Annotated in this window: 22 protein-coding genes; 7 read left to right on the top strand and 15 right to left on the bottom strand. The window is 73.1% G+C overall.

All coding sequences use genetic code 11. The features are described 5' to 3' along the window. Positions 1-15: 15 nt before the first annotated feature. Positions 16-504, bottom strand: a complete 489-nt coding sequence (locus ACPWUT_RS01860; protein WP_284528731.1) for a glutaminase — start codon at positions 502-504, stop codon at positions 16-18. Positions 505-1,152: 648 nt separating this feature from the next. Between ACPWUT_RS01860 and ACPWUT_RS01855 the strand changes: the two genes are divergently transcribed. After that, complete coding sequence (locus ACPWUT_RS01855) at positions 1,153-1,980, top strand: DUF998 domain-containing protein (protein WP_425840059.1); 828 nt, start codon at positions 1,153-1,155, stop codon at positions 1,978-1,980. Positions 1,981-1,986: 6 nt separating this feature from the next. Here ACPWUT_RS01855 and ACPWUT_RS01850 read toward each other — a convergent pair whose 3' ends face one another. Both ACPWUT_RS01850 and ACPWUT_RS01845 read right to left on the bottom strand, forming a co-directional pair. Beyond that, on the bottom strand, positions 1,987-3,540 hold the full coding sequence (locus ACPWUT_RS01850) for an APC family permease (protein ID WP_284528729.1): 1,554 nt from the start codon (positions 3,538-3,540) through the stop codon (positions 1,987-1,989). 143 nt (positions 3,541-3,683) lie between these two features. Continuing rightward, positions 3,684-4,379, bottom strand: coding sequence for an SDR family oxidoreductase (locus ACPWUT_RS01845; protein ID WP_284528728.1), 696 nt, complete (start codon positions 4,377-4,379; stop codon positions 3,684-3,686). 129 nt (positions 4,380-4,508) lie between these two features. Here ACPWUT_RS01845 and ACPWUT_RS01840 point away from each other — a divergent pair, with 129 nt between their 5' ends. Continuing rightward, the gene (locus tag ACPWUT_RS01840; protein ID WP_425840054.1) at positions 4,509-5,894 is read left to right on the top strand and encodes an aspartate aminotransferase family protein; all 1,386 of its coding nucleotides are present in this window, start codon (positions 4,509-4,511) and stop codon (positions 5,892-5,894) included. Between the two features lie 64 nt (positions 5,895-5,958). On the opposite strand, the gene ACPWUT_RS01835 is transcribed toward ACPWUT_RS01840, so the two are convergent. Beyond that, positions 5,959-6,285 carry a hypothetical protein gene (locus ACPWUT_RS01835; protein ID WP_284528726.1) on the bottom strand — a complete coding sequence of 109 codons (327 nt, stop codon included), beginning with the start codon at positions 6,283-6,285 and terminating at the stop codon, positions 5,959-5,961. Positions 6,286-6,397: 112 nt separating this feature from the next. On the opposite strand from ACPWUT_RS01835, the gene ACPWUT_RS01830 reads away from it, so the two are divergent. Genes ACPWUT_RS01830 through ACPWUT_RS01820 form a run of 3 tightly spaced genes read left to right on the top strand, consistent with a single transcriptional unit; the run spans position 6,398 to position 8,879 of the window. Then, positions 6,398-7,114, top strand: coding sequence for a TetR family transcriptional regulator (locus ACPWUT_RS01830; protein ID WP_425840051.1), 717 nt, complete (start codon positions 6,398-6,400; stop codon positions 7,112-7,114). A 26-nt stretch (positions 7,115-7,140) separates the two neighbouring features. Further along, positions 7,141-8,067, top strand: a complete 927-nt coding sequence (locus ACPWUT_RS01825; protein WP_425840048.1) for an ABC transporter ATP-binding protein — start codon at positions 7,141-7,143, stop codon at positions 8,065-8,067. After that, positions 8,064-8,879, top strand: coding sequence for an ABC transporter permease subunit (locus ACPWUT_RS01820; protein ID WP_425840045.1), 816 nt, complete (start codon positions 8,064-8,066; stop codon positions 8,877-8,879). Before ACPWUT_RS01825 ends, ACPWUT_RS01820 begins: the two co-directional genes overlap by 4 nt. Before the next feature lie 348 nt (positions 8,880-9,227). On the opposite strand, the gene ACPWUT_RS01815 is transcribed toward ACPWUT_RS01820, so the two are convergent. From ACPWUT_RS01815 to ACPWUT_RS01800, 4 genes are all read right to left on the bottom strand, one after another. Continuing rightward, positions 9,228-9,572, bottom strand: a complete 345-nt coding sequence (locus ACPWUT_RS01815) for a hypothetical protein (protein WP_284528722.1) — start codon at positions 9,570-9,572, stop codon at positions 9,228-9,230. A 146-nt stretch (positions 9,573-9,718) separates the two neighbouring features. Further along, on the bottom strand, positions 9,719-10,561 hold the full coding sequence (locus tag ACPWUT_RS01810; RefSeq protein ID WP_425840042.1) for a transposase: 843 nt from the start codon (positions 10,559-10,561) through the stop codon (positions 9,719-9,721). A 25-nt stretch (positions 10,562-10,586) separates the two neighbouring features. Next, a complete protein-coding gene (locus ACPWUT_RS01805; RefSeq protein ID WP_284528819.1) occupies positions 10,587-11,693 on the bottom strand; it encodes a fatty acid desaturase family protein in 1,107 nt (368 codons plus the stop codon). 181 nt (positions 11,694-11,874) lie between these two features. Next, on the bottom strand, positions 11,875-12,078 hold the full coding sequence (locus ACPWUT_RS01800) for a cold-shock protein (protein ID WP_284528818.1): 204 nt from the start codon (positions 12,076-12,078) through the stop codon (positions 11,875-11,877). 643 nt (positions 12,079-12,721) lie between these two features. Between ACPWUT_RS01800 and ACPWUT_RS01795 the strand changes: the two genes are divergently transcribed. Next, positions 12,722-16,540, top strand: coding sequence for a hypothetical protein (locus tag ACPWUT_RS01795; RefSeq protein WP_425840039.1), 3,819 nt, complete (start codon positions 12,722-12,724; stop codon positions 16,538-16,540). A 28-nt stretch (positions 16,541-16,568) separates the two neighbouring features. Here ACPWUT_RS01795 and ACPWUT_RS01790 read toward each other — a convergent pair whose 3' ends face one another. After that, positions 16,569-17,309 carry a sulfite exporter TauE/SafE family protein gene (locus ACPWUT_RS01790; protein ID WP_425840031.1) on the bottom strand — a complete coding sequence of 247 codons (741 nt, stop codon included), beginning with the start codon at positions 17,307-17,309 and terminating at the stop codon, positions 16,569-16,571. 132 nt (positions 17,310-17,441) lie between these two features. On the opposite strand from ACPWUT_RS01790, the gene ACPWUT_RS01785 reads away from it, so the two are divergent. Further along, the gene (locus ACPWUT_RS01785) at positions 17,442-17,984 is read left to right on the top strand and encodes a Dps family protein (RefSeq protein ID WP_425840027.1); all 543 of its coding nucleotides are present in this window, start codon (positions 17,442-17,444) and stop codon (positions 17,982-17,984) included. A 25-nt stretch (positions 17,985-18,009) separates the two neighbouring features. Here the strand turns inward: ACPWUT_RS01785 and ACPWUT_RS01780 are convergent, their stop codons facing one another. From ACPWUT_RS01780 to hutH, 6 genes are all read right to left on the bottom strand, one after another. Further along, positions 18,010-18,702 (bottom strand): hypothetical protein, encoded by a 693-nt coding sequence (locus tag ACPWUT_RS01780; protein WP_425840024.1) that lies wholly within the window; start codon positions 18,700-18,702, stop codon positions 18,010-18,012. Positions 18,703-18,794: 92 nt separating this feature from the next. Beyond that, the gene (gene hutI, locus ACPWUT_RS01775) at positions 18,795-19,961 is read right to left on the bottom strand and encodes an imidazolonepropionase (RefSeq protein WP_425840022.1); all 1,167 of its coding nucleotides are present in this window, start codon (positions 19,959-19,961) and stop codon (positions 18,795-18,797) included. Next, entirely contained in the window at positions 19,958-21,274 is a 1,317-nt protein-coding gene (locus ACPWUT_RS01770; RefSeq protein WP_425840019.1) for a formimidoylglutamate deiminase, read from the bottom strand. Before ACPWUT_RS01770 ends, hutI begins: the two co-directional genes overlap by 4 nt. Continuing rightward, positions 21,274-22,476, bottom strand: a complete 1,203-nt coding sequence (locus ACPWUT_RS01765; RefSeq protein ID WP_284528714.1) for an allantoate amidohydrolase — start codon at positions 22,474-22,476, stop codon at positions 21,274-21,276. Before ACPWUT_RS01765 ends, ACPWUT_RS01770 begins: the two co-directional genes overlap by 1 nt. Beyond that, a complete protein-coding gene (hutU, locus tag ACPWUT_RS01760; RefSeq protein ID WP_284528713.1) occupies positions 22,473-24,134 on the bottom strand; it encodes a urocanate hydratase in 1,662 nt (553 codons plus the stop codon). Before hutU ends, ACPWUT_RS01765 begins: the two co-directional genes overlap by 4 nt. Then, a complete protein-coding gene (gene hutH, locus ACPWUT_RS01755) occupies positions 24,131-25,693 on the bottom strand; it encodes a histidine ammonia-lyase (RefSeq protein ID WP_284528712.1) in 1,563 nt (520 codons plus the stop codon). The genes hutU and hutH overlap by 4 nt, the downstream gene beginning before the upstream one ends. Between the last annotated feature and the right edge of the window lie 75 nt (positions 25,694-25,768).

Here is a 25,768-nt window from a genome sequence, read left to right as displayed (position 1 = left end):
CGTGTCCATCTCGTGTCACCGGCCCGTGAGCGCAAGCTGGTCCGCGACGTAGTCGGCGAGCGGGCGCACCGCGCCGCTCGCGCTCCAGCGGATCATCGGGGCCCCGCCGGCGCTGCTGAGCGGCCCGGACGAGCCGCCCGCGTCGACCGCGTCGACGTCGATCGGCGACCAGCCGAGGTGGAGGGCCTCACCCTCCGCGAAGCCGCCGCGGAAGGCGGCGGCGGCCCGTTCGGCGCGTTCGCGCTGGGACTGCGCGGTGAAGCCGCGGACGACGTCCTCCCGGGCGCGCAGGATCTCGCCCGTCGCGTACAGAGCGTCCTCGGCCACCAGCAGCACCCCGAGATGCCATGCCTCGCCGACCCGCACGATGCGCGGGGACCGGCCCAGTCCGAGCAGCCGGCGGCTCGACGCCCACTCGCCGAGCGGCTCGCGCGGCGCCGTCGCGAGACGCGCGCGCGCCGCGTCGAGCACCGCGGCCGCGGTGGGACCGAGAGCATCCGTCACAGGCCCATTGTGCGCCCTGGGACGATGCGACCGGCTGCTCAGAAGGCAACGACGGGTCGCATAGTGCTGAAACGATGAATTTCCCAGGTTGACACGGTACTCTTGTGGCGGAACGCATGCGCGCCCGCAACGGATGCCCCCCAGCTCCACCTGCGGCCGTTCCCCCAAACGGCTTTAGGCGTCGCGATCCAGGTTCCCCTCAGGAGCCATCGCTGTGATGTCCGCTCCTGAGGGGAACCTTTCTCATCGTTTTTCCCAAACGGTGACGTTGTGGCCCCAGTCCCCCCGAGATCCGTCTGGGGCGCCGAACCTCCCCCCGGTGGCCGGCGCTGATGACACAATACATGTCCCCCATTCGGGGGACAAACTCGAATCGAGAAATTGCGTAGATTCGAGTATGACTCACTCGAACTCCTGGGGGAGTTCGTGTCCGGAAAACATCCGGAGGGGGCAGGCAGCACGCTGGGAAGCCCCACCCGGACCACGATGAAGAGGCGCCCGATGTCCTCGAGCTTCGCCCTACCCGAACCGCACCCGACCGTGCGGCGATTCTCGAACCTTGCCCGCGCACAGCGCCCCTCTGCCATGTGGGGCGCTGCGATTCTGTGCGCAGCGATCCTGCTGGCCGCGTCCGGCACCGTGGACCCCGTGTGGTGGCACCTGCACTTCAGCCGCCTGGGCATGTTCGCCGACACCTCGGGGTACACCTTCAACACGGGCGTGATCCTCAGCGGCCTCGTGATCGCCGCGGCGGGGATTCCGCTGGCCGTCCATCTGGCGAACGCGATGTCCGAAGGGCGCATCGCCGACGCCCGCGCCGCACGCCTGCTGCCGCCGCTGCTGGTGACGCTCGGGGTGTGCCTGGCCCTCATCGGCGTCATCCCGCTCACGCTGAACGAATTCCTGCACGATCGCGCTGCCAACGGCGTCATGCTGAGCTTCCTCGGCCTGGTCATCGTCAGCCGCCGCACCCTGCCCGAGCTGCCCCGCTTCCTGTCGCGCTACGCGATGACCGCCGTCGCGGTGCTGGTGGTCGGCATCGTGCTGATGTTCACCGGCATCCTGAACCTGGCCGCCTTCGAGGTGCTCGCCTTCGGCGGCGTGCTGTCCTGGGTGCACCTGCTCGAGCGCGCCGTGCGGCGCCTCGGAGCGGTCGCCCCCGCCGGCGCCGCCGTGTCCACGCGCGACGCCCTCGCGCCGGAGCCCGTCCGCGAGTCCCGGTCCGCGCGCGGCGACATGGTCGCACGCGGCGGGCGCCGCCGTGCTCCCCTCGTCGCCGTGTCGGCCCCTCGCGGCCGCACCGTGGCCGTGCGCCGGCCGGGGCGCGGAGCCATGTCGGGCAGCAGGGTGTTGTCGGAACGACGCGGCGCGACGGACAACGGAGACCGTCGGGCCGACAGCCTCAGGGGATCGCGCTCGCGCGTGCGTCCGCTCGCCGTGCGCACCCGCCGCGCGTCGCGCGCCGCGCGTCGCTGAGCGCCCTCACACCCCGCCGTCGATGGAGCGCGTGTAGACCTCCGGCTCCTCGGGCACCATGACCTCGGTGTCGCGGTTGAGGCTCCTGCCCTGGAAGAACGGCTTGGACCGGGGGAACAGGAACCAGACGAACATCAGCACGACGCCCACCAGCAGCGCGCCGATGCCGATGACGAACGTGCTGCCGACGCCGAGGAGCTCCCCCGAGTAGCCGTAGTCCACGTCCCACATGTCGATCGCGGACTGCACGAACGCGTACGTCAGCATGAGGGCGCCCAGCAGCGGCAGCACCAGGCGGTAGACGACGTTGCGCGGCGATGTGAACAGGTCCTTGCGGAAGTACCAGACGCACGCGTAGCCGGTGATCGCGTAGTAGAACGCGATCGCGAGGCCGAGCGACAGGATGGAGTCCTGCAGGATGTCGTCGCTGACGAGCGTCATGCCGATGTAGTACAGCGACGCCACGACGCCCATGACGAGGGTCGAGAACGACGGCGTCTTGTAGGTCGGGTGGACCTGCTTGAACCGCGCGGGGAGGGCCCGGTACACGCCCATCGCGAGCGTTCCCCGCGCCGTCGGCAGGATCGTCGTCTGCGTCGAGGAGACCGCCGAGATGAGGACGGCCACGACCAGGAGCCATCCCCACGGCCCGAGCAGACCGTCCTTGATCGCGAGGAAGAAGTCGTCGGCGTTGGCCTCGTTGCCGAGGCCCACGCCGTCCTCGCCGAGTCCGGCGTACATCATCGCCGCGATCGTGACCGAGACGTAGGTGACGAGCAGGAGGATGCAGGTGAGCAGCGCTGCGAGCCCGGGGATCCGCTTCGGGTCCTTCGTCTCCTCGTTCAGCGCGAGGCAGGTGTCCCAGCCCCAGTAGATGAACAGCGCCAGCAGCACGGCCTGGGTGAATCCGGCCCAGTCGGCGAAGGCGAACGGGTTCAGCCACTGCCAGTCGAACGGCGTCGGGTCGGGCGCGTCGCCGGAGAAGAACTGCGTGAGGGCGGCGACCACGAAGATGAACAGGGCGAGGTACTGGACGGCGAGCAGGATGTTCTGGATCCGCTCGCCAATCTCCACTCCGCGCCAGCTGATGTACGTCATCGCGGCGATGAAGAACACGCCCACCGCGACGATCCGCCAGTCGTCGCTCTCGATGTCGAAGCCGATCAGCGACCAGAAGTAGACCGACGCGATCTGGGCGAGGTTCGCGAGCACGACCATGCCCGCGACCGCCACGCCCCAGCCGCCCATCCACCCGACCCACGGGCCGAACGCCTTCGTCCCCCAGGTGAACGTCGTGCCGCAGTCCGGCACGTCGTTGTTCAGCTCGCGGTAGGCGAAGGCGATGAAGAGCATCGGCACGAAGGCGATGACGAACGCGATGGGCGCCTGCCCGCCGACCGCCAGCACGACGTAGCCGAGCGTGGCGACGAGCGAGTAGACCGGCGCGGTGGAGGCCAGGCCGATCACGGTCGAGCCCCACAGGCCCAGGGTGCCGCGGGCCAGGCCCTTCCCGTCGCTGCGGTCCAGGCGGATCGGCGTCGTCGAGCCGAAGTCGCTCATGGCATCCCCTCTCCGGCGCGTCGGACGCGCGCCGTCCCGTGCGGGCGCGACGCTCCCGTGCGCCGGCGACCCGGGCCGCTCGCCTGTGTCGAGGGCCTGACGGGGACCCTAGTGCATGCGCCGCGCCCGCCGACAGAGGACGCTCAGCGCGGCCCGGGACGCACCGTGATGTCGGTGAGGGCGGCGTCGGGCGTCGCGTCGAGCGCGGCGAGGATCGCGGCGGCCACCGAGTCGGGGTCGATGAAGCGGGAGGGGTCGTAGGCGGCGCCCTCCTGCGCGTGCACCTGCGCCTGCATCGGCGTGGCGGTGCGGCCGGGGTAGACGCTCGTCACCCGCACGCCGTGGGCGGCCTCCTCGCCGCGCAGGGCGTCGGCGAGGGCCCGCAGACCGTGCTTGCTCGCGGCGTAGGCGCTCCACTGCGGGTGGGCGGTGAGCCCTGCGCCGGAGTTCACGAACAGGACCTGCCCGCGTGCGGCGCGCACCCGCGGGAGGAGCAGCCGGGTGAGCTCGGCGGGAGCGACGAGGTTGACCGCGAGCTGCGACGTCCACGCCGACACGGGCAGTGCGCCCACCTCGCCCAGCTCGACGATCCCGGCCGCGTGGACGACCGCGTCGATGTGCGACGGCAGATCGGCCGTCGCGACGGCCGCCTCGAGCGACGCGGGGTCGGCGAGGTCGGCGATGACCGCGGTGCTGCCGGGGAGGTCTGCGAGCAGGTCCTGCGCGCGGTCGGCATCGCGGGCGACGACGACGAGACGGTCCCCTCGGCCGATGAGGCGGCGGGCGAGGACGGCGCCGATGCCCGATCCCGCGCCGGTGACGACGAATGTGCGGCTCATCCCTCCATCCTCCCCCGTCTCGGCGGCCCAGATCGCACGAAGTGTGCGCCGGACGGGCCGGCCCGCGCAGTTCGTGCGATTTCGGCGCCCCCGGCGCGAAGGGAGCGGCCGCGCGAGTAGGTTCGGGTCATGGTGGCTATGCAGCGGACCGAGGCCGAGCTCCAGCGGATGGCGAAGGACCATCTGTGGATGCACTTCTCACGCCAGTCCACGATGGAGCGGGGCGTCCCGGTCATCGTGCGCGGCGAGGGGCACCACATCTGGGACGCCGCGGGCAAGCAGTACATCGACGGCCTGTCGGGCCTGTTCGTCGTCAACGCCGGCCACGGCCGCAGGGTGCTCGCCGAGACGGCCGCGGCGCAGGCCGAGAAGCTCGCCTTCTTCCCGATCTGGTCGTACGCGCACCCGTCGGCGATCGAGCTCGCCGCGCGCCTCGCCGACCTCGCCCCCGGCGACCTCAACCACGTGTTCTTCTCGACCGGCGGCGGCGAGGCGGTCGAGACCGCGTTCAAGCTCGCCAAGCAGTTCTGGAAGATCCAGGGCAAGCCCGGCAAGCACAAGGTGATCTCGCGCTTCATCGCCTACCACGGCACGCCGCAGGGAGCGCTGGCGATCACCGGCCTGCCCGGCATGAAGTCGATGTTCGAGCCGGTCACCCCCGGCGGCTTCCGCGTGCCGAACACCAACTACTACCGCGCCGGCGAGCAGGGCTTCACCGGCTCGACCCCCGAGGAGTTCGGGGTGTGGGCGGCGGACCGCATCGAGGAGATGATCCAGTTCGAGGGGCCCGACACGGTGGCCGCGGTGTTCCTGGAGCCCGTGCAGAACTCCGGAGGATGCTTCCCGCCGCCGCCCGGCTACTTCCAGCGGGTGCGGGAGATCTGCGACCGCTACGACGTGCTGCTCGTCAGCGACGAGGTGATCTGCGCCTTCGGGCGGATCGGCGAGTACTTCGCGTGCGACGCCTACGACTACCAGCCCGACATGATCACCTTCGCCAAGGCGGTCACCAGCGGCTACGTGCCGATGGGCGGGACGATCATCAGCGACCGCATCTACGAGCCGTTCGCCCACGGCGACATGTCCTTCCCTCACGGGTACACGTTCGCGGGTCACCCGGTCGCCGCCGCGGTGGCGCTGGCGAACCTCGACATCTACGAGGACGAGGGACTCCTCCAGAACGTGCGCGACAACTCCCCCGTCTTCCGTTCGACGCTGGAGCGGCTCACCGACCTGCCGATCGTGGGCGACGTGCGCGGCGACGGCTACTTCTTCGGCATCGAGCTCGTCAAGGACAAGGCGACGAAGGAGACGTTCGACGACGACGAGTCCGAGCGGCTGCTGCGCGGGTTCCTGTCGGGCGCCCTCTACGACGCCGGCCTCTACTGCCGCGCCGACGACCGCGGCGACCCGGTCATCCAGCTCGCTCCGCCCCTGACGATCGGGCCGGCGCAGTTCGACGAGATCGAGGCGATCCTGCGCGCCGTGCTCACCGAGGCCGGCAACCGGCTCTAGCGGCCGGGACCGGGTCAGGCGAGGGGCCGGTCAGGCGAACGGCCGGGTCAGGCGAACGGCCGGGTCAGGCGAACCAGAGCGTCGGCGGGAAGATCAGCATCACGAGCACGATCGCCGTCGCCGCGATGAGCAGCAGCGAGACCTTGGCGAGACTGTTGGGCTTGGAGACGGCCAGCGACACCAGCCCGACGATGATCGCGATGACCGCCAGCCCCGCGACGGCGTAGAGGGCGAGGATGCCGACGCCGAGGGCTGCCATGCCGGGCGTCGAGGCCGCCCAGATCCACCCCGCCACGGCGGCGACCGGCGTCGCGATCGCGAGGGCGAGAGCGGTGATCCCGAGTCCGTGCCCCGTCGCGCGCGAAACCGCGGTCTGTTCGGTGGGGGTCATAGAGCGACGGTAACAAGGTCGCGGCCGTCCGTCAGTCGGTATTTCGGGGGACATGGAGCCGGCGGTGCCGCCACCCTTGCCCGAAACTGAACGGCGGTATAGCGTACTGAACGTGAGTTCAGCCTCGGATCTGACCGCCCGTGCGCGGATCCGCGACGCCGCGATCGACCTCTTCGGCCGGCACGGCTTCGCCCACACGCGCGTGCGCGACATCGCGGAGCGGGCCGGCGTGAGTCCGGGCCTCGTCCTCCACCACTTCGGTTCGAAGGTGGGTCTCCGGCACGCCTGCGACGCACTCGTCACCGACGAGCTGTTCGCCCGCAAGGACGCCCTCGCCTCCCCGTCGGCCCCCGACGCGATACGGTCGTGGCTCGCCGACGTCGAGGCCTTCCGGCCGCTGCTGCGCTACATCTCGCGCATGCTCACCGACGGATCGCAGGCGGGCGCCGACCTGTTCGCCGCGTTCCTGGACGGCACCCGGCGCATGATCGACGAGCAGATCGACGCGGGCATCATGCGCGACGTCGCCGACCGGGAGGTGATCGGCGCCTACCTGACCGTGCTCGGCCTGGCCCCGCTGCTCCTGCAGGAGCATCTGGCCGCCGCCTTCGGCGAGCCCGAGATGTCGGCGGCGCTGTCCCGGCGCGCCACCCTGCCCATCATCGATCTCTACACCCACGGCCTCTACACCGACGATCGCTTCCTCCGGATGGCGGAGGAGGCCCTCACGGACGGGCGCCCCGCTGGTCGCAGCGTCGGGCCGCGGTCCGACAAGGGCGAGGGCGACCCGAATCAGGATCCGGATCCGCCGGCGCCGCGCGCGCCCTGATCCCTCTCCGATTCGAAAGGAACACCATGACCCCGGTGATCGAGACCCGCGCGCTCAGCAAGCGCTACGGATCGCACGCCGCCCTGCACGACCTCGACCTCGTCGTCGACCCCGGCACCGTCTTCGGCCTCGTCGGCCCCAACGGCGCCGGGAAGACCACCACTCTCCGGCTGCTGCTGGACATCATCCGCCCCTCGGCCGGCACCGTGCGGGTGCTCGGCTCCGACCCGCGCACGGGCGGCGCCGCGCTGCGCCGCCGCATCGGGTTCGTGCCCGGCGAGCTGCGGCTCGACGGCCGCACCAGCGGCCGCGCGCTGCTCGCGCACCTCGCGGAGATCAGCGGCCCCGTCGCCCCCGGCACGATCGAAGCGCTGGCCGAGCGCCTCGGCCTCGACCTCGGCCGCCCCGTGCGCACGCTGTCGAAGGGCAACAAGCAGAAGATCGGGCTCGTCCAGGCCTTCATGCACCGACCGCCGCTGCTCGTGCTCGACGAACCCACCAGCGGACTGGACCCGCTGGTGCAGCGCGAGTTCCTCACGATGGTGCGGGAGGCCCGCGACGCCGGGCAGACCGTGCTGCTGAGCTCGCACGTGCTCAGCGAGATCCAGCAGTCCGCCGACGAGGTGGTCGTCCTGGCGCAGGGGCGGATCGTGGCGCGCGGCTCCGTCGAGTCGCTGCGGTCGGCGAGCGTCCGGCGCCTGCGGGCCGTGATCGTGGATGCCTCCGCCGACACGCTGCGGGCGGCCCTCGAGGGCGTGCCGGCGGCCACCGACGTCGCCGTGACCACCTCGCCCTCGGCGGGCGCCGTGCACGTCGCCGCCACCGTCCGGGGCGAGGTCGACGCCGTCGTGCGCGCCCTGATGGCCGGGCGCCTCCTGGACCTCACCGTCGAGGAGCCCGACCTCGAGGAGTCGATCCTCGATCTGTACTCCCGGTCGGAGACGGACCGATGAGCGCCCTCGCGATCCGGCGCCGGCCTCTGCCCATCACGCGCCGGCTCCTGCGCGACGGCGCGCGGGGCCTCATCGGCTGGGGGCTGGGGCTCACCGCGGTCGCGCTCCTGTACCTGCCGCTGTTCCCGTCGATGCAGACCCCCGAGCTGCAGGGCCTGCTCGACTCGCTCCCGCCCGAGCTGATCCGCACGCTCGGCTACGAGAACATCACGAGCGGCAGCGGCTACACCCAGTCCACGTTCTTCGGTCTGATGGGCTTCGTGCTGCTCACCATCGCGGGCGTGGCCTGGGCGGGCGACGTGACCGGCGGCGCGGAGGAGTCCGGGCGCCTGGAGCTCACCCTCGCCCACGGGGTGGGGCGCACGCAGTACGCGATGGAGGCGGCCCTCGCGGTGCTGTGCAAGCTCTGCCTCCTCGGGGCGCTCGCCTGGGCGGTCGTCTGGGCGATCGACTCCCCCGCCCAGCTGGAGCTCGATCCCGGGAACCTCCTGGCGGTCGTGGTGTCGTGGGTCGGGCTCGGGCTCTTCTCGGCCACGGCGGGCTTCGCCGGCGGTGCGCTGTCGGGACGGCGGATCGTGGCCGTGGGTGCGGGGGCCGGCGTGGCCGTCGCGGGCTACGCGCTGCAGGCCGTCGCCAACAACAGCGAGAGCCTCGACGGCCTGCGGGCGTTCTCCCCGTACGCGTGGGCGTTCGGGCGGGCGCCGCTCGCCCAGGGCTGGGACCTGCCGGGGGTGGCGGCCCTGTGGCTCGGCTCCGCTGCGCTCGTGGCCCTCGGCACCGTGGCCCTGGCGCGCCGCGACGTCCTCGGCTGACGCCGCCCGCGGCGGCGGATCGCGAGCCGACACGCTGTGTGCGAGCCGACACGATTCGAGCCGCGCGGAGCGTGTCGGCTCGGTCGAATCTTGTCGGCTCGCGGCGGGGAAGAGGGGACCGGGGGCGTTGTGTGAAGACTTCCTCAGCACTCCCTCAGGGTTGCGTGAAGACGCGGAAATCGGGCGATCGGGGCGATCGCGCGGGGTACGCTGAGAGCGTCTGATGGGGGTCAGACGAAGAAGTACCCTGGGGGGCCATTGAAGGGGGTCCGGTGCGCTGCAGAGCGTCGCCGACCCCCTTCTGTGCGTCTTCCGCGTGCGTCCCCGGGACGGCGGTGGGCGGCGGCCTCAGTCGTCCGTGTCGGGCTCCTCGAATCCGTTCGACTTCGCCTCGAGGAACGCGCACAGCTCGGCCGCGACCTGAAGCTCGACCGCCAGCGCGTGGAGCTGGTGGCTGCTCAGGATGGTCGTGTCGGGCTGCGGCTCGAGGGTGATGCGCCAGTGGGCGTCACCGATCTCGATCGGCTCCATGAACACCGACACGGTGGCCTGGTTCAGCGGCACGACCACGAGTCCCGTGTCGGCCCCACCCGCACCGTCCTGGACGATCACGCGGATCAGGTCACCGGCGCCGCGGGCGGCGTGGAACTCGGCGAGCCACTTCTCCAGTGTCTCCTTGCTCCGGAAGGGCATGTGCGCTCCTCACGTCGATGATCCTCGACGACGACAACCCCGTCGCCGTCTCGCTCGTCGGCCTACGTTAGTCGGCGACCGCCCCGCGCGCACGTCCTCGCCCGGCGCGCGCAATCCCCATGACCGGGCACGCATCCCGGCACCGCTCAGCCGTCGGCCGGCAGGGCGCCGCGTGCCGCCTCCGCACGCCGGGCGGCGGACCGCGCGGCAGCGGCGGCGTCGCGGGCGGCGCTCTCCGCCTCTTCGAGCGCGGCCGCTGCGGCGTCCGCCTCGCGAGCGACGCGTTCGAGCTCCCGGCGGAGCTCCTCCACGCGCTCCTGCAGGCGCTGCGCCCGGTCGGCGGCACGCTCGCGCGCGGCCTCGGCGTGCGTCTGCTCGCGCTCGGCACGGTCGGCGTCGCGCTCGGCGTCGCGCGCGGCCTTCTCCGCCTGGCGACGCGCGCGGCGCTCGGCCAGCTCGTCGTCAGGAGGCGGAGGTGCCGATGCGGTCGGCGTCGAGCCGCTGAGCGCGTCCGCCGGATCGACGTCGCCGGCCGCGTCGAGCGGCTTGGCCAGCCGTCCCGACGCCACGGCCGACGCGGCGACCGGGTCGAGGAGCGCGGCGTTGAGCGTCGCCTCGATGTCCTGCTGCGCGCCGGCGCCGACGCTCACGCCGCGCTCCGCAGCCAGGTCGGCCCCCGTGCGGGCCAGAGCGGCGACCAGCTGCCGTCGCTGCCGTCCCAGCCGGGCCAGCTCGGCGGCGTCGAAGTCGTCCTGCGCGGTGCGCAGCGCCGCACCGAGCTCGAGCGCCTCGGTCAGGTGCCCCTCACGGGCGAGCAGGTCGACCACCCACGCCGACACCACGGGCTTGCGGATCTTCGCGACGCGCGCGGCGAGAGCGCCGTCCTCCTGCGCGCCCCGAGCGGCGCGCGCTGCGGTGAAGTCCGCCGGCGGGAGCGCGTACAGCTCGACGACGATCGCGTCGAGCACATCGCTGTCGTCGGTCGGCATGGGCCCATTGTGCCCCGAGCGCGGCTCAGACGCGGCGGTAGGTGCCGACCATCGGGCAGTCGAACGGGTCGCGGGCGGCCAGGCCCACGCGGTTCAGGTACTCGATGACGATCCCGTAGGAGCGCCACAGGGTGGTCTCCGTGTACGGGACGTTCAGGGTGCGGCACTGCTCCCGCACGATCTCGCGGGCGCGGGCCAGGTGCGGGCGCGGCATGTTGGGGAACAGGTGGTGCTCGACCTGATAGTTCAGCCCGCCCATGAGCCAGGTCGCCCACCAGCCGCCGCCGACGTTGCGCGAGGTGCGGACCTGCTTGCTGAAGAAGTCGAGCTTGGCGTCGGGGGCGATGACCGGCATCCCCTTGTGGTTCGGGGCGAACGAGGCACCCATGTAGACGCCGAAGACCGCGAGCTGCACTCCCAGGAAGGCGAACGCCATGCCGAGGGGGAGGAAGATGAAGACCGGCACCACGAAGATGCCGAAGCGCAGCGCGATCAGTCCGATCTCGGTCCAGCGGCCCTTGACGGGCTCGCGGCTGCCGAGGTGGCGGATCGCGAGGGCGTGGAGGTTCAGCCCCTCGAGCGTCAGCAGCGGGAAGAACAGCCAGCCCTGCTTCTTGGTGATCAGGCGACGCAGGCCCCGCGCCGAGGCGGCATCGGTGTCGAGGAACGAGATCGTGTCGATCTCGATGTCGGGATCCTTGCCGACGCGGTTCGGGTTCGCGTGGTGGCGGGTGTGCTTGGTGGTCCACCACGAGTAGCTCATGCCGACGACGCCGTTGGCGAGCACCCGGGCCAGCCGGTCGTTGCCGGGACCGGAGGTCAGGATCTGACGGTGGGCGGCCTCGTGCCCGAGGAAGGCGACCTGCGTGAACAGGATGCCGAGGGCACCGGCGATCAGCAGCTGGAACCAGCTGTGGCCGAACAGCACGAACCCGGTCACGCAGCCGGCGAAGCCGAGCGCGATGAGGGTGGCGACCATCGTGTAGAACCACGGGGTGCGTCTGAGGAGCCCGGTCTCGCGGACGACTTGCGACACCTCGGTGTACGCACGCGTCAGCGGCGGGAATTCGGCGGTGCCTGCGTAGGTCTGACGGACGGGCCCGAGACGGGCCTCAGTGACTGTGGCGGAGATGGATTCGCCCCTGGTGTGATCGGGACCCGAAGGCCGAGGCCGGGGAGGCCGGGAAGCCAAGGGCGGAAGCCGATCGCTGGTACTGACTGTACGCGCGTCGACATGTCCCGATCGGAATGCTCCGAGACTCGGAGCGGATGGTCAGCCGACGCACAGGAGCGTGCGCCGGCCGACCGGGCGATCACAGTGCGCGGATGTTCGCAGCCTGCATGCCCTTGGGTCCGCGCTCAGCGTCGAACTCCACCTTCTGGTCCTCGCGGAGCTCCTTGAAGCCCTCACCAGCGATCGCGCTGAAGTGCGCGAAGAGATCGGCCGAGCCGTCATCGGGAGCGATGAACCCGAAGCCCTTCTCGGAGTTGAACCATTTCACGGTGCCAGTGGCCATCGTGTTCCTCTTCTTGTTTCTTGGACCGCCGGAGCGGCCCGGGTTGCCGCGACGATGAATCCGCCGCGGACGATGGGGGGCGCGCCGAAGCGCGGGGAGGGCCTGCGCGGCCGTGACGGCCTGGCGCGCGGCATCGGAGGTCGGGAAGACGCCGAGCATCCTGCCGAGACCGGTGTGGGCTTCGAAGCCCTCGGGGAGCGCGGCGACGAACCCGGCGTACCCGGAGTCGTCGACGGCGACGTGCACGTCGTCATCGGCCTGGCGCCAGTGCAGCGACGCAGGAGAGAAAGGAGGGAGAATCAGGAAGCCTTCGAAGGGGCGCACAGCGCCGGAGAGATGTCGGGGGTGTCGAGCAAACCATCATCAACCCATCTGCAGCTCTTCAGCGAGGCAGACGATTTGGGGACGAACCGGCTCGAGACCGACACCCAGCCTAGCAGGTGCGGCGTCCGAGCGGTCCGACGCGGGAAAGCTGACTCCGGGGAGCCCCCCGACTCGACCCGGAGCCAGAGAGGCTTCCTCTGCACAGTACGCCCCGCGCGCCCCGTGCATAACCCCCCTCACCGCGGGGCGCGTCCGGCGCGGCCCGTGATGTATCAGTCGCGGGCGGTGCGGCTCTTCACCGGTGATCGAAGGAGTCGTCATGACAGAGCTCGTCCACCTCAGCGCCGCCGCAGGGATCCTGACCGATTCGGTCGCCGCGGCACCCGTCGATCAGAGCGGTCTGACCGCCGTGACCGGGCCCGGGACGACACCCCTCGGCACGTTCGCCGACGCGGTCCGGTTCGGCCCGGGCGCCCGGGCGCAGCTCGCCGCCGCGCCGGCGCCGGCCGACCGGGAGCGGTTCGTCTTCCGCGTCGTGTTCGCCGCGCGGGGAACGGTGACCGAGCGCCAGAACCTCATCGAGTCCGCCCAGGTGCCGGCCGTCCTGTGGATCGAGCCGGTCGCGGGAGACGCCACCGCGGTGCGCGTGTGCGGCGCGGTGCAGACCGTGGCGGGATCGTGGCGCCTCGCCGTCGCCGACGCCACCCATCCGATCGACCAGTGGTCATCGGTCGCGCTCGTGGTGGACGACGACGTCGTGGCGGTCCTCGACGAGACGGCGGGGGTGCTCCTGGCGGCGACTGCGCTGCCGGAGGCGACGATCGCCCCCGCAGCCGGCACCTCGCTGAGCATCGGCACGCTCCCGGACGGGACGACGTTCCCGTTCGCCGGCGACCTCGCGGCGGCCGCGTGGGCCGACGACGTCCCGTCCGGCCTCGACGCCCTGGTCGACGACTGGCGCCTCTCCCCCGCGGGCATGATCGACGCCAAGCGGTGGACCCTCCCCTTCGACGCGGGTGCGCCGGCGGGCCCGCCCGAGACGGACGCCGCGGCGCAGTCCACGGTGCGCCGCTTCGCCGGGGCCGACATCCGCTACACCGCCGACGTCGGCGCGGCCTTCGAGATCCACGGCGCCATCCGCGACGAGTACGGCCGGCTCACGCAGCGGGCGCTCCTGGGGTTCCCCGTCTCCGACGAGATCACGGGCGCCCTGCCGACGGTGCGCAAGAACCTGTTCTCGCACGGGGCGGTCTACTGGACGGCCGCCACCGGCGCCTTCCCCGTGTTCGAGGAGATCTACGTCGCCTACGAGTCGGTCGGCGAGGCGGCGCTGCTGGGCACCCCGGTCGCCGCCGAGCAGGCCGTCGCCGGCGGGCTGTTCCAGCGCTTCACCGGCGGGGAGATCTACCTGGAGGACGGCACGTCCACCGCCTTCGAGGTGCACGGCGCGATCCTGCAGGCCTTCCACGCGACCGGCGGCGTCGCGGCCTGGGGCTTCCCGAAGACCCACGAGCTCCCGATCGTCCGCCCCGGCGGCGGCACGGACCTCGGCCGCTACTCGCGCTTCGCGAACGGCACCTTCTTCTGGAGTCCTGCCACCGGCGCCCACGTCGTCTACGGCGCCATCGCCGACTTCTACCGCAGCGTCGGCGGGCCCCAGGGACGGCTCGGCTTCCCCACCTCCGACGAGCTCGACCTTCCCGACGCCCCCGGCGCCCGGTACAACACCTTCGAGCGCGGCGCGATCGCCTGGTATCCCGACGCGGGCGCCATGGAGCTCGCACCCCTGATGGTCCGCATCGGCACCGTCGACACGAAGGAGGACGAGGGCTTCGGCCGAGGGCAGAACGATCTGACGATCGACGTCGCCCTGCTGCGCGACGGCGTGCAGGTCGCGGGCTTCCAGGACGTCAGCGACGGCCAGAACATCCGCCACATCGACCGGGATCTCGCGGCGCGGATCGAGCCGTGGCCCGGACGCTCGTACGAGCTGCGGGTCGACGTCCATGAGCGCGACCCCGAGGACCGGCCGCGGCTGGGGCTCTGGCAGAAGCGCCTCGACGCCGGCAACGGCTGGGGACTGCGCGAGAACCAGGGCATCCTGAACTCCGGCGCCTTCCGGATGATCAAGAGCATCACGGCGTCGGTCTCGCTCCTGCCGCCCCCGGGGGGCTTCACCGACGCGCAGCGGCACTGGGGCACGGGCAACCCGTCGACCGAGCGCGTCTCGCGGAACACGTTCGCGAAGGCGTTCCCCGAGGTGGACAGCGAGCCCGAGTGGTGGGACATCACCGACGGCATCGAGAGCATCTTCTACGAGCTCGTCTCGAAGGGGCTGTCCGCGAACGGCAACTGCATGGGCTTCAGCGCGGCGGGGATCCTCGCCGAGAAGGGCTCGGGCATCTACCAGCTGCCGCTGGACCGGTTCGGCTCGGCGGCCTGGGCATCGGGCCTCGAGGAGTTCATCAACATCCGCCACCAGTCGCAGGTCGGCTCCGAGGCGATCTGGGCGTTCGTCGCGCTGTTCCTCTCGGGCAACACGCACGACCCGGTCGACGTCTTCCGGATGACGCGGGCCGCGCACGCGGCAGGGCAGGACCCGGTGCTGTGCCTCGCGCAGGACTACGACTTCTCGGGGGCGCCACACGTCGTGCGGCCGATCCGCTGGAACGACACGACACCGGTCTGGGAGATCGAGGTGCTCGACCCCAACTTCACCGGCGGACCGCGGAAGGTCCTCGTCGACCCGGGCGCGAACACGTTCTCGTACGCCGGCGGAAGCTCGTACGCCGGCGGGGAGTGGTCGGGCGGACGCCTGTACTTCCTGCCGTTCCACACGTTCGCCGGCGCGGCACGGCTCCCGATCTGGGATGCGCTCCGTCTGATCCTCGGCGGCACCATCGCGATCCTCGGCGACGGCGAGGCGGCCACCGGCATCACGACCCCCGAGGGCGAGAACCTGCTCCTGACGGGCGAGCCGTCGCCGGCGGCCCGGAGCGCCGGGGCGCCGAACGGGTTCGTCCCGGTGCCCGACTACGCGCGCACGGGCGACCCGGGGCGGCGGGTGACGGACGGCCTGCGCATCGACGACCTGCGCATCGACGCGCGCTTCGAGGACCGCCTCACGCCGCAGGTCGTCCGACGGCTCGCGAAGGCGTCGGGCCTGCTCGCCCGCGCCCGGCGGGAGCCCGCGCTGCACCGGCGCGGACCGCGCGGAGGACACCGACGGCTGCGGGACGAGCTCGGCGGCATCGACCTCGGCGTCGTCATCGGACGCGGGGCGCTGGAAGGGTCGGAGAGGTTGCACGGCGGCAGGCGACTGCGTCTGGACGCGATCGCCTTCGACCGCACGCCGCTCGTCGTCGCTGCGCGCGACGCCGAGGCTGCGGCCCGGCAGGCGGTGCCGGCGGCGGAGTCGCTCGCCGAGCTTCCGCCGCTGCGCTCCGGACTGCTGGCGCTCGCCGCGCGCCTGCCGGAGGGCGAGGAGCGCGCCGCCGTGGTCGAGCTCGCATCCGACGCGGCACCGCTCGGCCTGCTCGCACGGTCGTCCTTCCGGGGGCGCCTGGGCGAGGGGCTCGCCTCGGAGGTCGGGGCCATCGTGAAGGCGCTGTACAGCGACGACTTCGTGCTCGACACGGTCGCCGTCCACGGCGACGGCGGGCGGATCGCCATCGCCCACGCGCTGCGGGAGTACGTCGTGCACCACGACGGCCGCCCCGGCTCGGTGCTGCGGATCGCCGGGCAGAACCTGCGCACGGCGGCCAACACGCTGACCGTCGCCCCGGGGACGGGCCGGCGGGTCACCGTCGCCGTCACCAATCGGGTCGGGCTGCGCGGCGACGTCGTGCAGGCCCGCTTCGTCGACCTGCCGGCGGAGTCGGCCGCACCGCTGACGCTCAACGTCCGCCCCGGCATCGGCCGGTGGGAGCTGGTCGGCGACGCGCTCGCGGGACCGGCGCAGGCGCAGGTCTCGGGGGTGATCGGCGGCCGCCGGTTCGGGGCGAGCTACGACCTGACGCTCGATCGGGCCCTCCGCATCCAGCTGCCGCTCGCCAGGGACGCCGCGCGGCTGACCGTCGCCACCACGTCGGGCCTGTTCGCCGACGCCGTGGCCGTGACGCGGATCCAGCCGAACTGATCCCCGCCGCCGCCGGAGCAGGGAGCGGTCAGGGCGCCACGATGAGGTACAGCGCCGTCAGCGTCGTCAGGGTCAGCACGATGCGGTCGAACGCCGCCTGCGTGAGGCGTCCGGCGATCCGCCAGCCGATGGCGCCGCCCACGAGGACGGCGGGGACGAGCACGAGGTCGACGAGCAGGCTCTGCGGGGTGAGGAGACCGAGACCGACCGCGATCGGCACCTTCGAGACGTTCACGATGGCGAAGAACCACGCCGCGGTCCCGAGGAACGCGCGCACGTCGAAGCGGGCGGCCAGGAAGTACATGGACATCACGGGGCCGCCGGCGTTGGCGACCATGGTCGTGAACCCGCCGAGGGTGCCGTAGCCGATGAGCGCCCCGACGCCCGAGCGCGCCTTCTCGCCCTGCCGCCGTCGGAGCCACAGCGTCGTCAGCACGAGCGCCAGGAGGATGACCCCGATCACGCGGCGGACGCCGGTGTCGTCGGCGACGGCGAGGAAGACCGCCCCCACCACGATCCCCAGGACGACCGCCGGTGCCAGCCTCAGCAGGGTCGCCCAGTCCGCGTGCCGGCGGTAGAGGGCCAGTGCGATCACGTCGCCGACGATCAGCAGGACCAGCAGCGTCGCCGTCGAGGTTCGCGCCGGCAGCACCGCCGCGAACACCGCGACCGCGAGCGAGCCGGCCCCGGGGATCGCGGTCTTGGAGAGGCCGACCACGACCGCCCCGAGCGCGAGCAGCGCCCAGGCGAGCGCGGAGAGGTCGGGCACGGACCCATCCTCGCATCGGCTCGGAGATCCTCTTCGCCGGTGCGTCACCGGGCGTCGCACCGGCGTTAGCACCGCGCGGAGCACCGTGCAATCCCCGTTCGCTTCCCGGGCCCGAGGACGTAGGTTCGCCCCATGGCTACCACGACGACCACGAAGAACAAGCGCAAGCCCGCCCGGGGCGCCCGTCTCACCGAGGAGCAGAACGCCGAGAGCGGCTTCACCGCCTCCAAGGCGCTGGGCGACAACCTGCAGAAGGTGCTCGTCGACCTCATCGAGCTCGCCTCGCAGGGCAAGCAGGCGCACTGGAACGTCATCGGCACGAACTTCCGCGACACGCACCTGCAGCTCGACGAGATCATCGAGGCCGCACGCGAGTTCAGCGACACGATCGCCGAGCGCATGCGCGCACTCCACGCCCTTCCCGATGGGCGCAGCGACACGGTCTCGGCCTCGACCACGCTCCCGGAGTTCCCGCAGGGCGAGATCTCGACCACCGAGGTCATCGACCTCGTGACCGTGCGGCTCGAGGACACCGTCACCACCTGCCGCGACGTGCACGACGCCGTCGACGAGGAAGACCCGACGAGCGCCGACATCCTGCACGCGGTCATCGAGAAGCTCGAGCAGTACGCGTGGATGATCAGCGCGGAGAACCGGACGCCCCGCAGCTCCTGAACGCGCTCCGGCGCGGCGCGGCGGTTCAGCGGTCGCGCTGGACCGCGTCGTACGAGGGCTGGCGCAGGGCGCGCACCCACGGCGGCATCCGCGCCCCGGGCAGGAGCCGGCGACCCGCATCGAACCGGTCCGCCGTGTCCGACGGCAGCCCGGCGCTGCGCAGCTCGAGGTCGGCGAAGGGATGCCAGGCGCCGCGGGGCGTGGCCACGAAGAGCCGCAGGCGCCACGGCTCCTGCCGCAGCCTGGCGCCGAGCGCCGGAAGCGCCGTCGGCAGGTCGGTCGGCGTCACCGTGCGCGCCGCCAGCAGAACCGGCCCGCGGTCGCCGGTGTAGGGCAGCAGCGTGCCGAGGTGCGCCCGCGACGGCGAGCCGTGGAGCAGCAGCGCGAACCGGCCGGGCACTCCCGCGCCCGTCGACGCCAGCTCGAGATCGGCCGGGACCTCGTCGGTGCGGAACCGGAGCGCCAGGCCGATGACGTCGGGAAGGGGCGCGGGGAACCCGGCCGAGCGGGAGACCCGGGCGGTGACCTGCTGCGGCGAAGGCGGCGGATCGTCGACCCAGCGGATGCCGGACTGCGAGGCGCCGATCCACGTCGCCGTCCCCACCAGCGCGACGCCGCGCGGGTGGATCGGCCGGGGACGGCGCACCGCGGCGAGGGCGGCGAACAGCGCACGCAGGACGAGCCCTCCGGCCGCGGACAGACGTTCTCGTGTCGGCATCCCGTGCTCCCCTCGCGCCCGCCGTGGTCTCACGGCGGCCCCGCCCACGCTAGGCGGGGGATCACCGGGACCCCAGTGGCTTGACACGGGAGTCAGGGCCGCGCCCGCACGCCGCCCGCGATGACGTCGTCCACGAGCGGCACCCCCGGCCGGTAGGCCAGATGCACGTACGACGGCGCCCCCAGGACGACGAGATCGGCCGCGGCCCCGGGCCGGATCACGCCGACGTCGTCGCGGCGGAGGGCGGCGGCGCCTCCCGCCGTCGCCGCACGCAGCGCCTCCGCGGGGGTCAGGCCCATCTCGCGCACCGCGAGGGCGATGCACAGCGCCATCGACGAGGTGAAGCTCGACCCCGGGTTGCAGTCGGTGGCGATGGCGACGGCGACGCCGGCATCGACGAGGGCGCGCGCGTCGGGGTAGGGCTGCCGCGTGGAGAACTCGACGCCCGGGAGGAGCGTGGCGACGGTGCGCCCGGCGGCGAGCGCATCGACGTCGTCCGCGGTCAGATGGGTGCAGTGGTCGACCGCCGCGGCATCCAGCTCGACGGCCAGCCGGACGCCGTCCGACGGTCCCAGCTGCCCCGCGTGGAGGCGGAGACCGAGCCCCTGTGCGCGTCCGGCTTCGAGCACGGTGCGCGCCTGGTCGACGTCGAAGGCGCCGCGCTCGCAGAACGCGTCGATCCAGCGGGCGTGCGGTGCGGCGGCGGCGAGCATCGGACCCGTCACGAGGTCCACGTAGCCGGCGACGTCGTGCCGGTACTCGGGCGGCGGCACGTGGGCTCCGAGGAACGTCGTCTCCGGCGTGAGCCCGCGCGCGATCCGCAACGACCGGGCCTCGTCGTCGACGGTCAGGCCGTAGCCGCTCTTGATCTCGACGGTCGTCGTGCCCTGCGCGCGCATCTCCGCGACCAGTGCCGCGGCGCCGTCCCGGAGGAGCTCGTCGGAGGCCGCACGGGTGGCGGCGACGGTGTGGGCGATGCCGCCGGCGCCATAGGCCTCCCCTCGCATCCGGTGCACGAACTCCTCGGACCGATCGCCCGCGAAGACGAGGTGCGCGTGGCTGTCGACGAAGCCGGGGATGACGCAGCGGCCGGCGGCATCGATCCGGTCGTCGGCCGCGGGCGCGCCCGCCGCGGGGCCGACCCACGCCACCCGTCCCGCCTCGACGACGACGGCGGCATCGCGCAGCTCCGCCGTGCCCGGTCCGATCGCCTCGTCGTTGGTGACGAGGAGGCCGATCCGGTCGACGAGGGTGCTCACGTCCGCACCGCCGCGATGGCGTCGCGCAGCAGGCGGCCGATGTCGCCCAGCTCGTGCCGGCCCCCGGCGACGACGCGCCGTCCGCCGACGATCACGTCGGTGACGTCGGCCGCCGTGGCCGCGAGCCACAGCTGGTCCGCGCGGGCCCCGGCGGTCCGCGGGCTCGCGTCGTCGAGCACGACGAGGTCGCAGGCCGCACCGCGGCGGAGGACACCGCCCTCCCAGCCGAGTGAGCGGTAGCCCGTCTCCGACGCGGCGCGCAGGAGCGCGGCCGGGGTGAACCTGCCGCGTCGCCCGGAGGCGAGCCGGTCGTCCATCTCCAGCCCCCGTAGCTCCTCGAAGGGGTCGACCATCGCGTGCTGGTCGGTGCCCAGCGACAGCCGCGCACCCGCCGCGTGGAGGGCGTGGGCGGGACCGATGCCGTCGGCCAGGTCGCGCTCGGTCGTGGGGCAGAAGCAGACCCCGGAGCCGGTGCCTCCGAGGGCGGCGACGTCGGCGTCGTCGAGGTGGGTGGCGTGCACGGCGGTGAAGTCCGGACCGAGGAGGCCGGCCGCCGCCAGCAGCCCGGTGGGCGTCGTCCCGGTCGCCGCGCGCACCTGTGCGTTCTCGGCGGGCTGCTCGGAGACGTGCGCGTGCACCGGCGCGCGGCGGGTGGCCGCCCGGAAGGCGGCGAGATCCTCGGCGCCCACGGCGCGCAGGGAGTGCACGGCGGCGCCGATGCGCGCGGTGGGTCCCGGCGCGAGGCGTGCGCGCCGGGACGCCCACGCCTCGACCGATCCGTCGCTGAACCGCAGCTGCTCCTCCCCGAGCGGCACCGGCGCGCCGTCGGCGTCCAGTCCGCCCCGCAGGTACAGGGTGTCGAGCAGCGTGAGGCGGATGCCCGCGGCCGTCGCGGCCTCGAGCAGCGCGCGCTCCATGTCGGCGTCGGCATACGGGGTGCCGTCGGGCCGGCCGTGGACGTAGTGGAACTCGCCGACGACCGTGTAGCCGGCCAGCACCATCTCCGCGAAGACCGCGGTCGCCAGCCGCCGATACGTGTCGGGGTCCAGCCGCGCGCTCACCCGGTACATCTCGGTGCGCCACGTCCAGAACGTGCCGCCGTCGGCGTGGGTGACCCCCCGCAGCGCACGATGGAAGGCGTGCGAATGCGCGTTGGCCAGTCCGGGCAGCGCGACGCCGTGCAGGCGGAGGTCGCCCGGCCGCGGATCGGCGTCGACCTCGACGTCGCGGATGATGCCGTCGCCCGCCTCGATGCGCACGCCCCGGGCGACGCCGTCGCCCAGGACCGCGCGCTCGCACCAGAACGCGTCCATCAGCCGGCCCGGTGTCGGATGGCGGTGATGAGCGCGTCGACCCCGTGCTCGCAGTCGGCGTCGTCGGCGCGCTCCTCGGGTGCGTGCGAGACGCCCGACGGATTGCGCACGAGGAGCATCGTGGTGGGGATCCCCGCGAGGGCGAACACGCCCGCGTCGTGCCCGGCTCCCGAGGGCAGGACGGGCACGCCCCCCAGCGCCGCGGCGACCGACGCCGTGAGGCCCCGGTCGAACGCGGTCTCGGCCGTCCACGACTCCTCGGCGGCTTCGGTCCCCGTCACGCGTCGCACGTGGGCGAGCACCCGCCGCACCGCCGCCTCCTCCTCTGCGCGCGCGTCGATCCACAGCGACGCGCTCCCGGCGACCGCGTTCACCGCCCCGGGGGTCACGGTGACCTTCCCGACCGTGGCGAGCGCACCCGCCGCGAGCGCGCCCTCGCGCACCGCGAGGACGATGTGGGCCAGCCGCACCATCGGATCGCGGCGCGCGGCCATCGGGGTGGTCCCGGCGTGGTTCTGCTGACCCGGCAGGTCGACCCGCCAGCGTCCGTGCGGCCAGATGCGGTCCGCGACCCCCACCGGCGCGCCGGCCGCCGACAGCCCCGCGGCGCCCGCGTCGGTGGCCAGGTGCCCCTGCTCGATGTGCAGCTCGATGTACTCGCCGATCCGCGCCAGGCGCGCCGCATCGACGCCCGCGTGCGCGGGGTCCACGCCCGCCGCCGCCATCGCCTCGGCCATGGTCGTGCCGTCGGCGTCGCGGAGGGCGAGGGCCCGGTCGGCGGGCAGCGCGCCGGTCAGCAGGCGGGAACCGGCGCACGCGGTGCCGAAGCGCGCGCCCTCCTCGTCGGCGAAGGCCGCCACCGCGAGGGGCCGGGTGGGCACGAAGCCGTCGCGGCGCAGCGACGCCACCGCCGCGAAGGCCGAGGCGATCCCCAGCGGCCCGTCGTAGGCACCGCCGTCGGGCACGCTGTCCAGGTGCGATCCGAGCACGAGCGCGGACCCTTCGAGCTCGGGATGCCACCACGCCCAGAGGTTGCCGTTGCGGTCGGTCTCGACCTCGAGGTCGAGCGCGTCCGCGCACTGCACGAACCACTGCCGGCTCTCCAGGTCGGGAGCCGTCCACGCGGCGCGGTCGTACCCGCCCGAGCGGGTGCGACCGACGTCGGCGAGCTCGGCCAGTAGGCCGCCGACCACCGAGGTCATGCCGCGCCCATCGGGATCCGCACGCCGCGCTCGGCGGCCACCGCCTCCGCCTCCGGATAACCGGCGTCGACGTGACGGATGACCCCCATGCCGGGATCGTTGGTGAGCACCCGCGCCAGCTTCTCCGCCGCCAGCGCGGTGCCGTCGGCGACGGCGACCTGGCCCGCGTGGAGCGAACGGCCGATGCCCACGCCGCCGCCGTGGTGGAGCGACACCCACGAGGCGCCGGAGGCGGTGTTCAGGAGCGCGTTCAGCAGCGGCCAGTCGGCGATGGCGTCCGAGCCGTCCTTCATCGCCTCGGTCTCGCGGTAGGGGCTCGCGACGCTTCCGGAGTCGAGGTGGTCCCGCCCGATCGCGAGCGGGGCGGCCAGCTCTCCCGAGGCGACGAGCTCGTTGAAGCGCAGGCCCGCCCGGTCCCGCTCGCCGTAGCCGAGCCAGCAGATCCGGGCCGGCAGGCCCTGGAAGTGCACCCGCTCCCCCGCGATGCGGATCCACTTGGCCAGCGACTCGTTCTCGGGGAAGAGCTCGAGGATGGCCCGGTCGGTGACGGCGATGTCGCGGGGATCGCCGCTGAGCGCCGCCCACCGGAACGGCCCCTTCCCCTCCGCGAAGAGCGGGCGGATGTAGGCGGGCACGAAGCCGGGGTACGCGAACGCGTCGGCGTACCCCGCCGCGCGCGCCTCGGTGCGGAGGTTGTTGCCGTAGTCGAAGACCTCGGCCCCCGCCTGGGCGAAGCCCACCATCGCCTCGACCTGGCGGGCCATCGACTGCCGCGCCGCGTCGGCGAACCCCGCGGGGTCGGCCAGACGGGCGGACTCCCACTCGTCGAACGCGTACTCGCGCGGGAGGTAGGCCAGCGGGTCGTGGGCGCTGGTCTGATCGGTGACGATGTCGATGGGCGCCCCCATCGCCAGCAGCTGCGGGAACACGTCGGCGGCGTTCCCGAGCAGGCCGATGCTGAGGGGCCGGCGCGCGTCGCGGGCCGCGACGGCGAGCTCCACCGCGTGGGCGACCGAATCGGCCCGCACGTCCAGGTACCGGTGCTCCATGCGGCGCCGGATGCGCGAGTCGTCGACGTCGACGCAGACGGCCACGCCGTCGTTCATCGTGACGGCCAGCGGCTGGGCGCCGCCCATTCCGCCGAGGCCGCCGGTGAGGGTGATCGTCCCGGCGAGGGTGCCGCCGAACCGCTTGGCCGCCACCGCTGCGAACGTCTCGTAGGTCCCCTGCAGAATGCCCTGGGTGCCGATGTAGATCCAGGAGCCGGCGGTCATCTGGCCGTACATGGTGAGCCCGAGGTGCTCGAGCCGGCGGAACTCGTCCCAGGTGGCCCAGTCGCCGACGAGGTTGGAGTTGGCCAGCAGCACCCGCGGTGCCCATTCGTGCGTCTGGAACACGCCGACCGGCTTGCCCGACTGGACCAGGAGCGTCTCGTCGCCGCGCAGGGTCTGGAGCGTGCGGGAGATCGCGTCGAAGCTCGCCCAGTCCCGGGCGGCCTTGCCGGTGCCGCCGTAGACGATGAGCTCGTCCGGGTGCTCGGCGACCTCGGGGTCGAGGTTGTTCTGCAGCATCCGCAGCGCGGCCTCCTGGGGCCAGCCGAGCGTGTGCAGCCCGGTGCCGCGGTGGGCGCGGACGGGACGGGGTCCGAGGGTGGTCATGCGAGGTCTCCTCCTGCCGTGCGGGCCGCCTCGAGCAGCGAGCCGTCGGCCACCATCGCGTGCGCAGAGGCGATCTCGGGAGCCAGATGACGGTCGGTGCCGGGACCGTCGATGCGGGTGCGCAGCCGTGCGATCACGGCGGCCGTGACGGGCGAGGGCCGCAGCGGTGCGCGCATGTCGATCGCGCGGGCCGCGGTGAGCAGCTCGATCGCGACGACCCGGGCGAGCCCGTCGACCGCGCGGCGGAGCTTGCGGGCGGCGGCCCACCCCATCGACACGTGGTCCTCCTGCATCGCGCTCGAGGGGATCGAGTCGACCGACGCCGGCACCGCGAGACGCTTGAGCTCGCTCACGATGCCCGCCTGCGTGTACTGGGCGATCATGTGCCCCGAGTCGACGCCGGGGTCGTCGGCGAGGAACGCGTGCAGGCCGTGGCTGCGGGAGGGATCGAGGAAGCGGTCGGTGCGGCGCTCGCTCATGCTCGCGAGGTCGGCGACGACGATGGCGAGGAAGTCGAGCGCGTAGGCGACGGGTGCGCCGTGGAAGTTGCCGTTCGACTCGACGCGGCCGTCGAGGGTGACCGCCGGGTTGTCGACGGCGGACGCCAGCTCGCGCTCGGCCACGCCGCGCGCGTGGGCGATCGTGTCGCGCGCCCCGCCGTGCACCTGCGGCGCGCACCGCAGCGAATAGGCGTCCTGCACGCGGGTGAAGCCCTCGGGACGGGCGAGCAGCCCCGATCCGGCGAGCACGGCGCGGATGTTCGCGGCCGACGTGCGCTGCCCGGGATGCGGGCGCAGGTCCTGCAGATCGGCGGCGAACACGCTGTCGGTGCCGAGCAGCCCCTCGACGCTCATGGCGGCGGCGAGGTCGGCGAGGGCGAGCAGGTCGCGCAGATCGGTGAGGGCCAGCACGAGCATGCCGAGCATGCCGTCGGTGCCGTTGATGAGGGAGAGCCCCTCCTTCTCCCGCAGCACGAGGGGGGCGATCCCGGCGGCGGCGAGCGCGTCGGCCGCCGGGACCACCTCGCCGGCAGCGTCGCGCACGTCGCCCTCGCCGAGGAGGGCGAGCGCGCAGTGGGCGAGCGGTGCGAGGTCCCCGGAGCAGCCGAGGCTGCCGTACTCGGAGACGATCGGGGTGATCCCCGCGTTGATGACCGCCGCGTAGGTCTCGGCGACCACGGGTCGCACCCCGGTGCGGCCGGTGGCGAGGGTCGACAGGCGCAGGAGCATCAGCGCGCGGACGACCTCGCGCTCGACCTCCGGGCCCGACCCCGCCGCGTGGCTGCGCACGAGGGACCGCTGCAGCTGCGCGCGCCGCTCGAGCGGGATCTGCTTCGAGGCGAGTGCGCCGAAGCCGGTGGACACGCCGTAGTGCGGCTCGGTGTCCGACGCGAGCGCGGCGATCACGTCCGCGCTGGCGGCCATGGCCGCGAGCGCCTCGTCGGCGAGTCGGACGGGTGCGTCGTGGCGCGCGACGGCGACGACGTCCTCGAAGGTCAGCGCACCGATGCCGACGGTGACGTCGACTGTCGCGGTGCGGGGCAGGACTGCGGTGTTCACGGGTTACCTCACTGAACGGGGGGAGGGGATGGATGCATCTCCGACGGCGCCGGCGGACTCACGGCGCCGTCGGAG

Source organism: Microbacterium sp. PA5, assembly GCF_049860775.1.
Lineage (GTDB): Bacteria > Actinomycetota > Actinomycetes > Actinomycetales > Microbacteriaceae > Microbacterium.
This window is presented reverse-complemented; position numbering and strand designations above follow the sequence as displayed.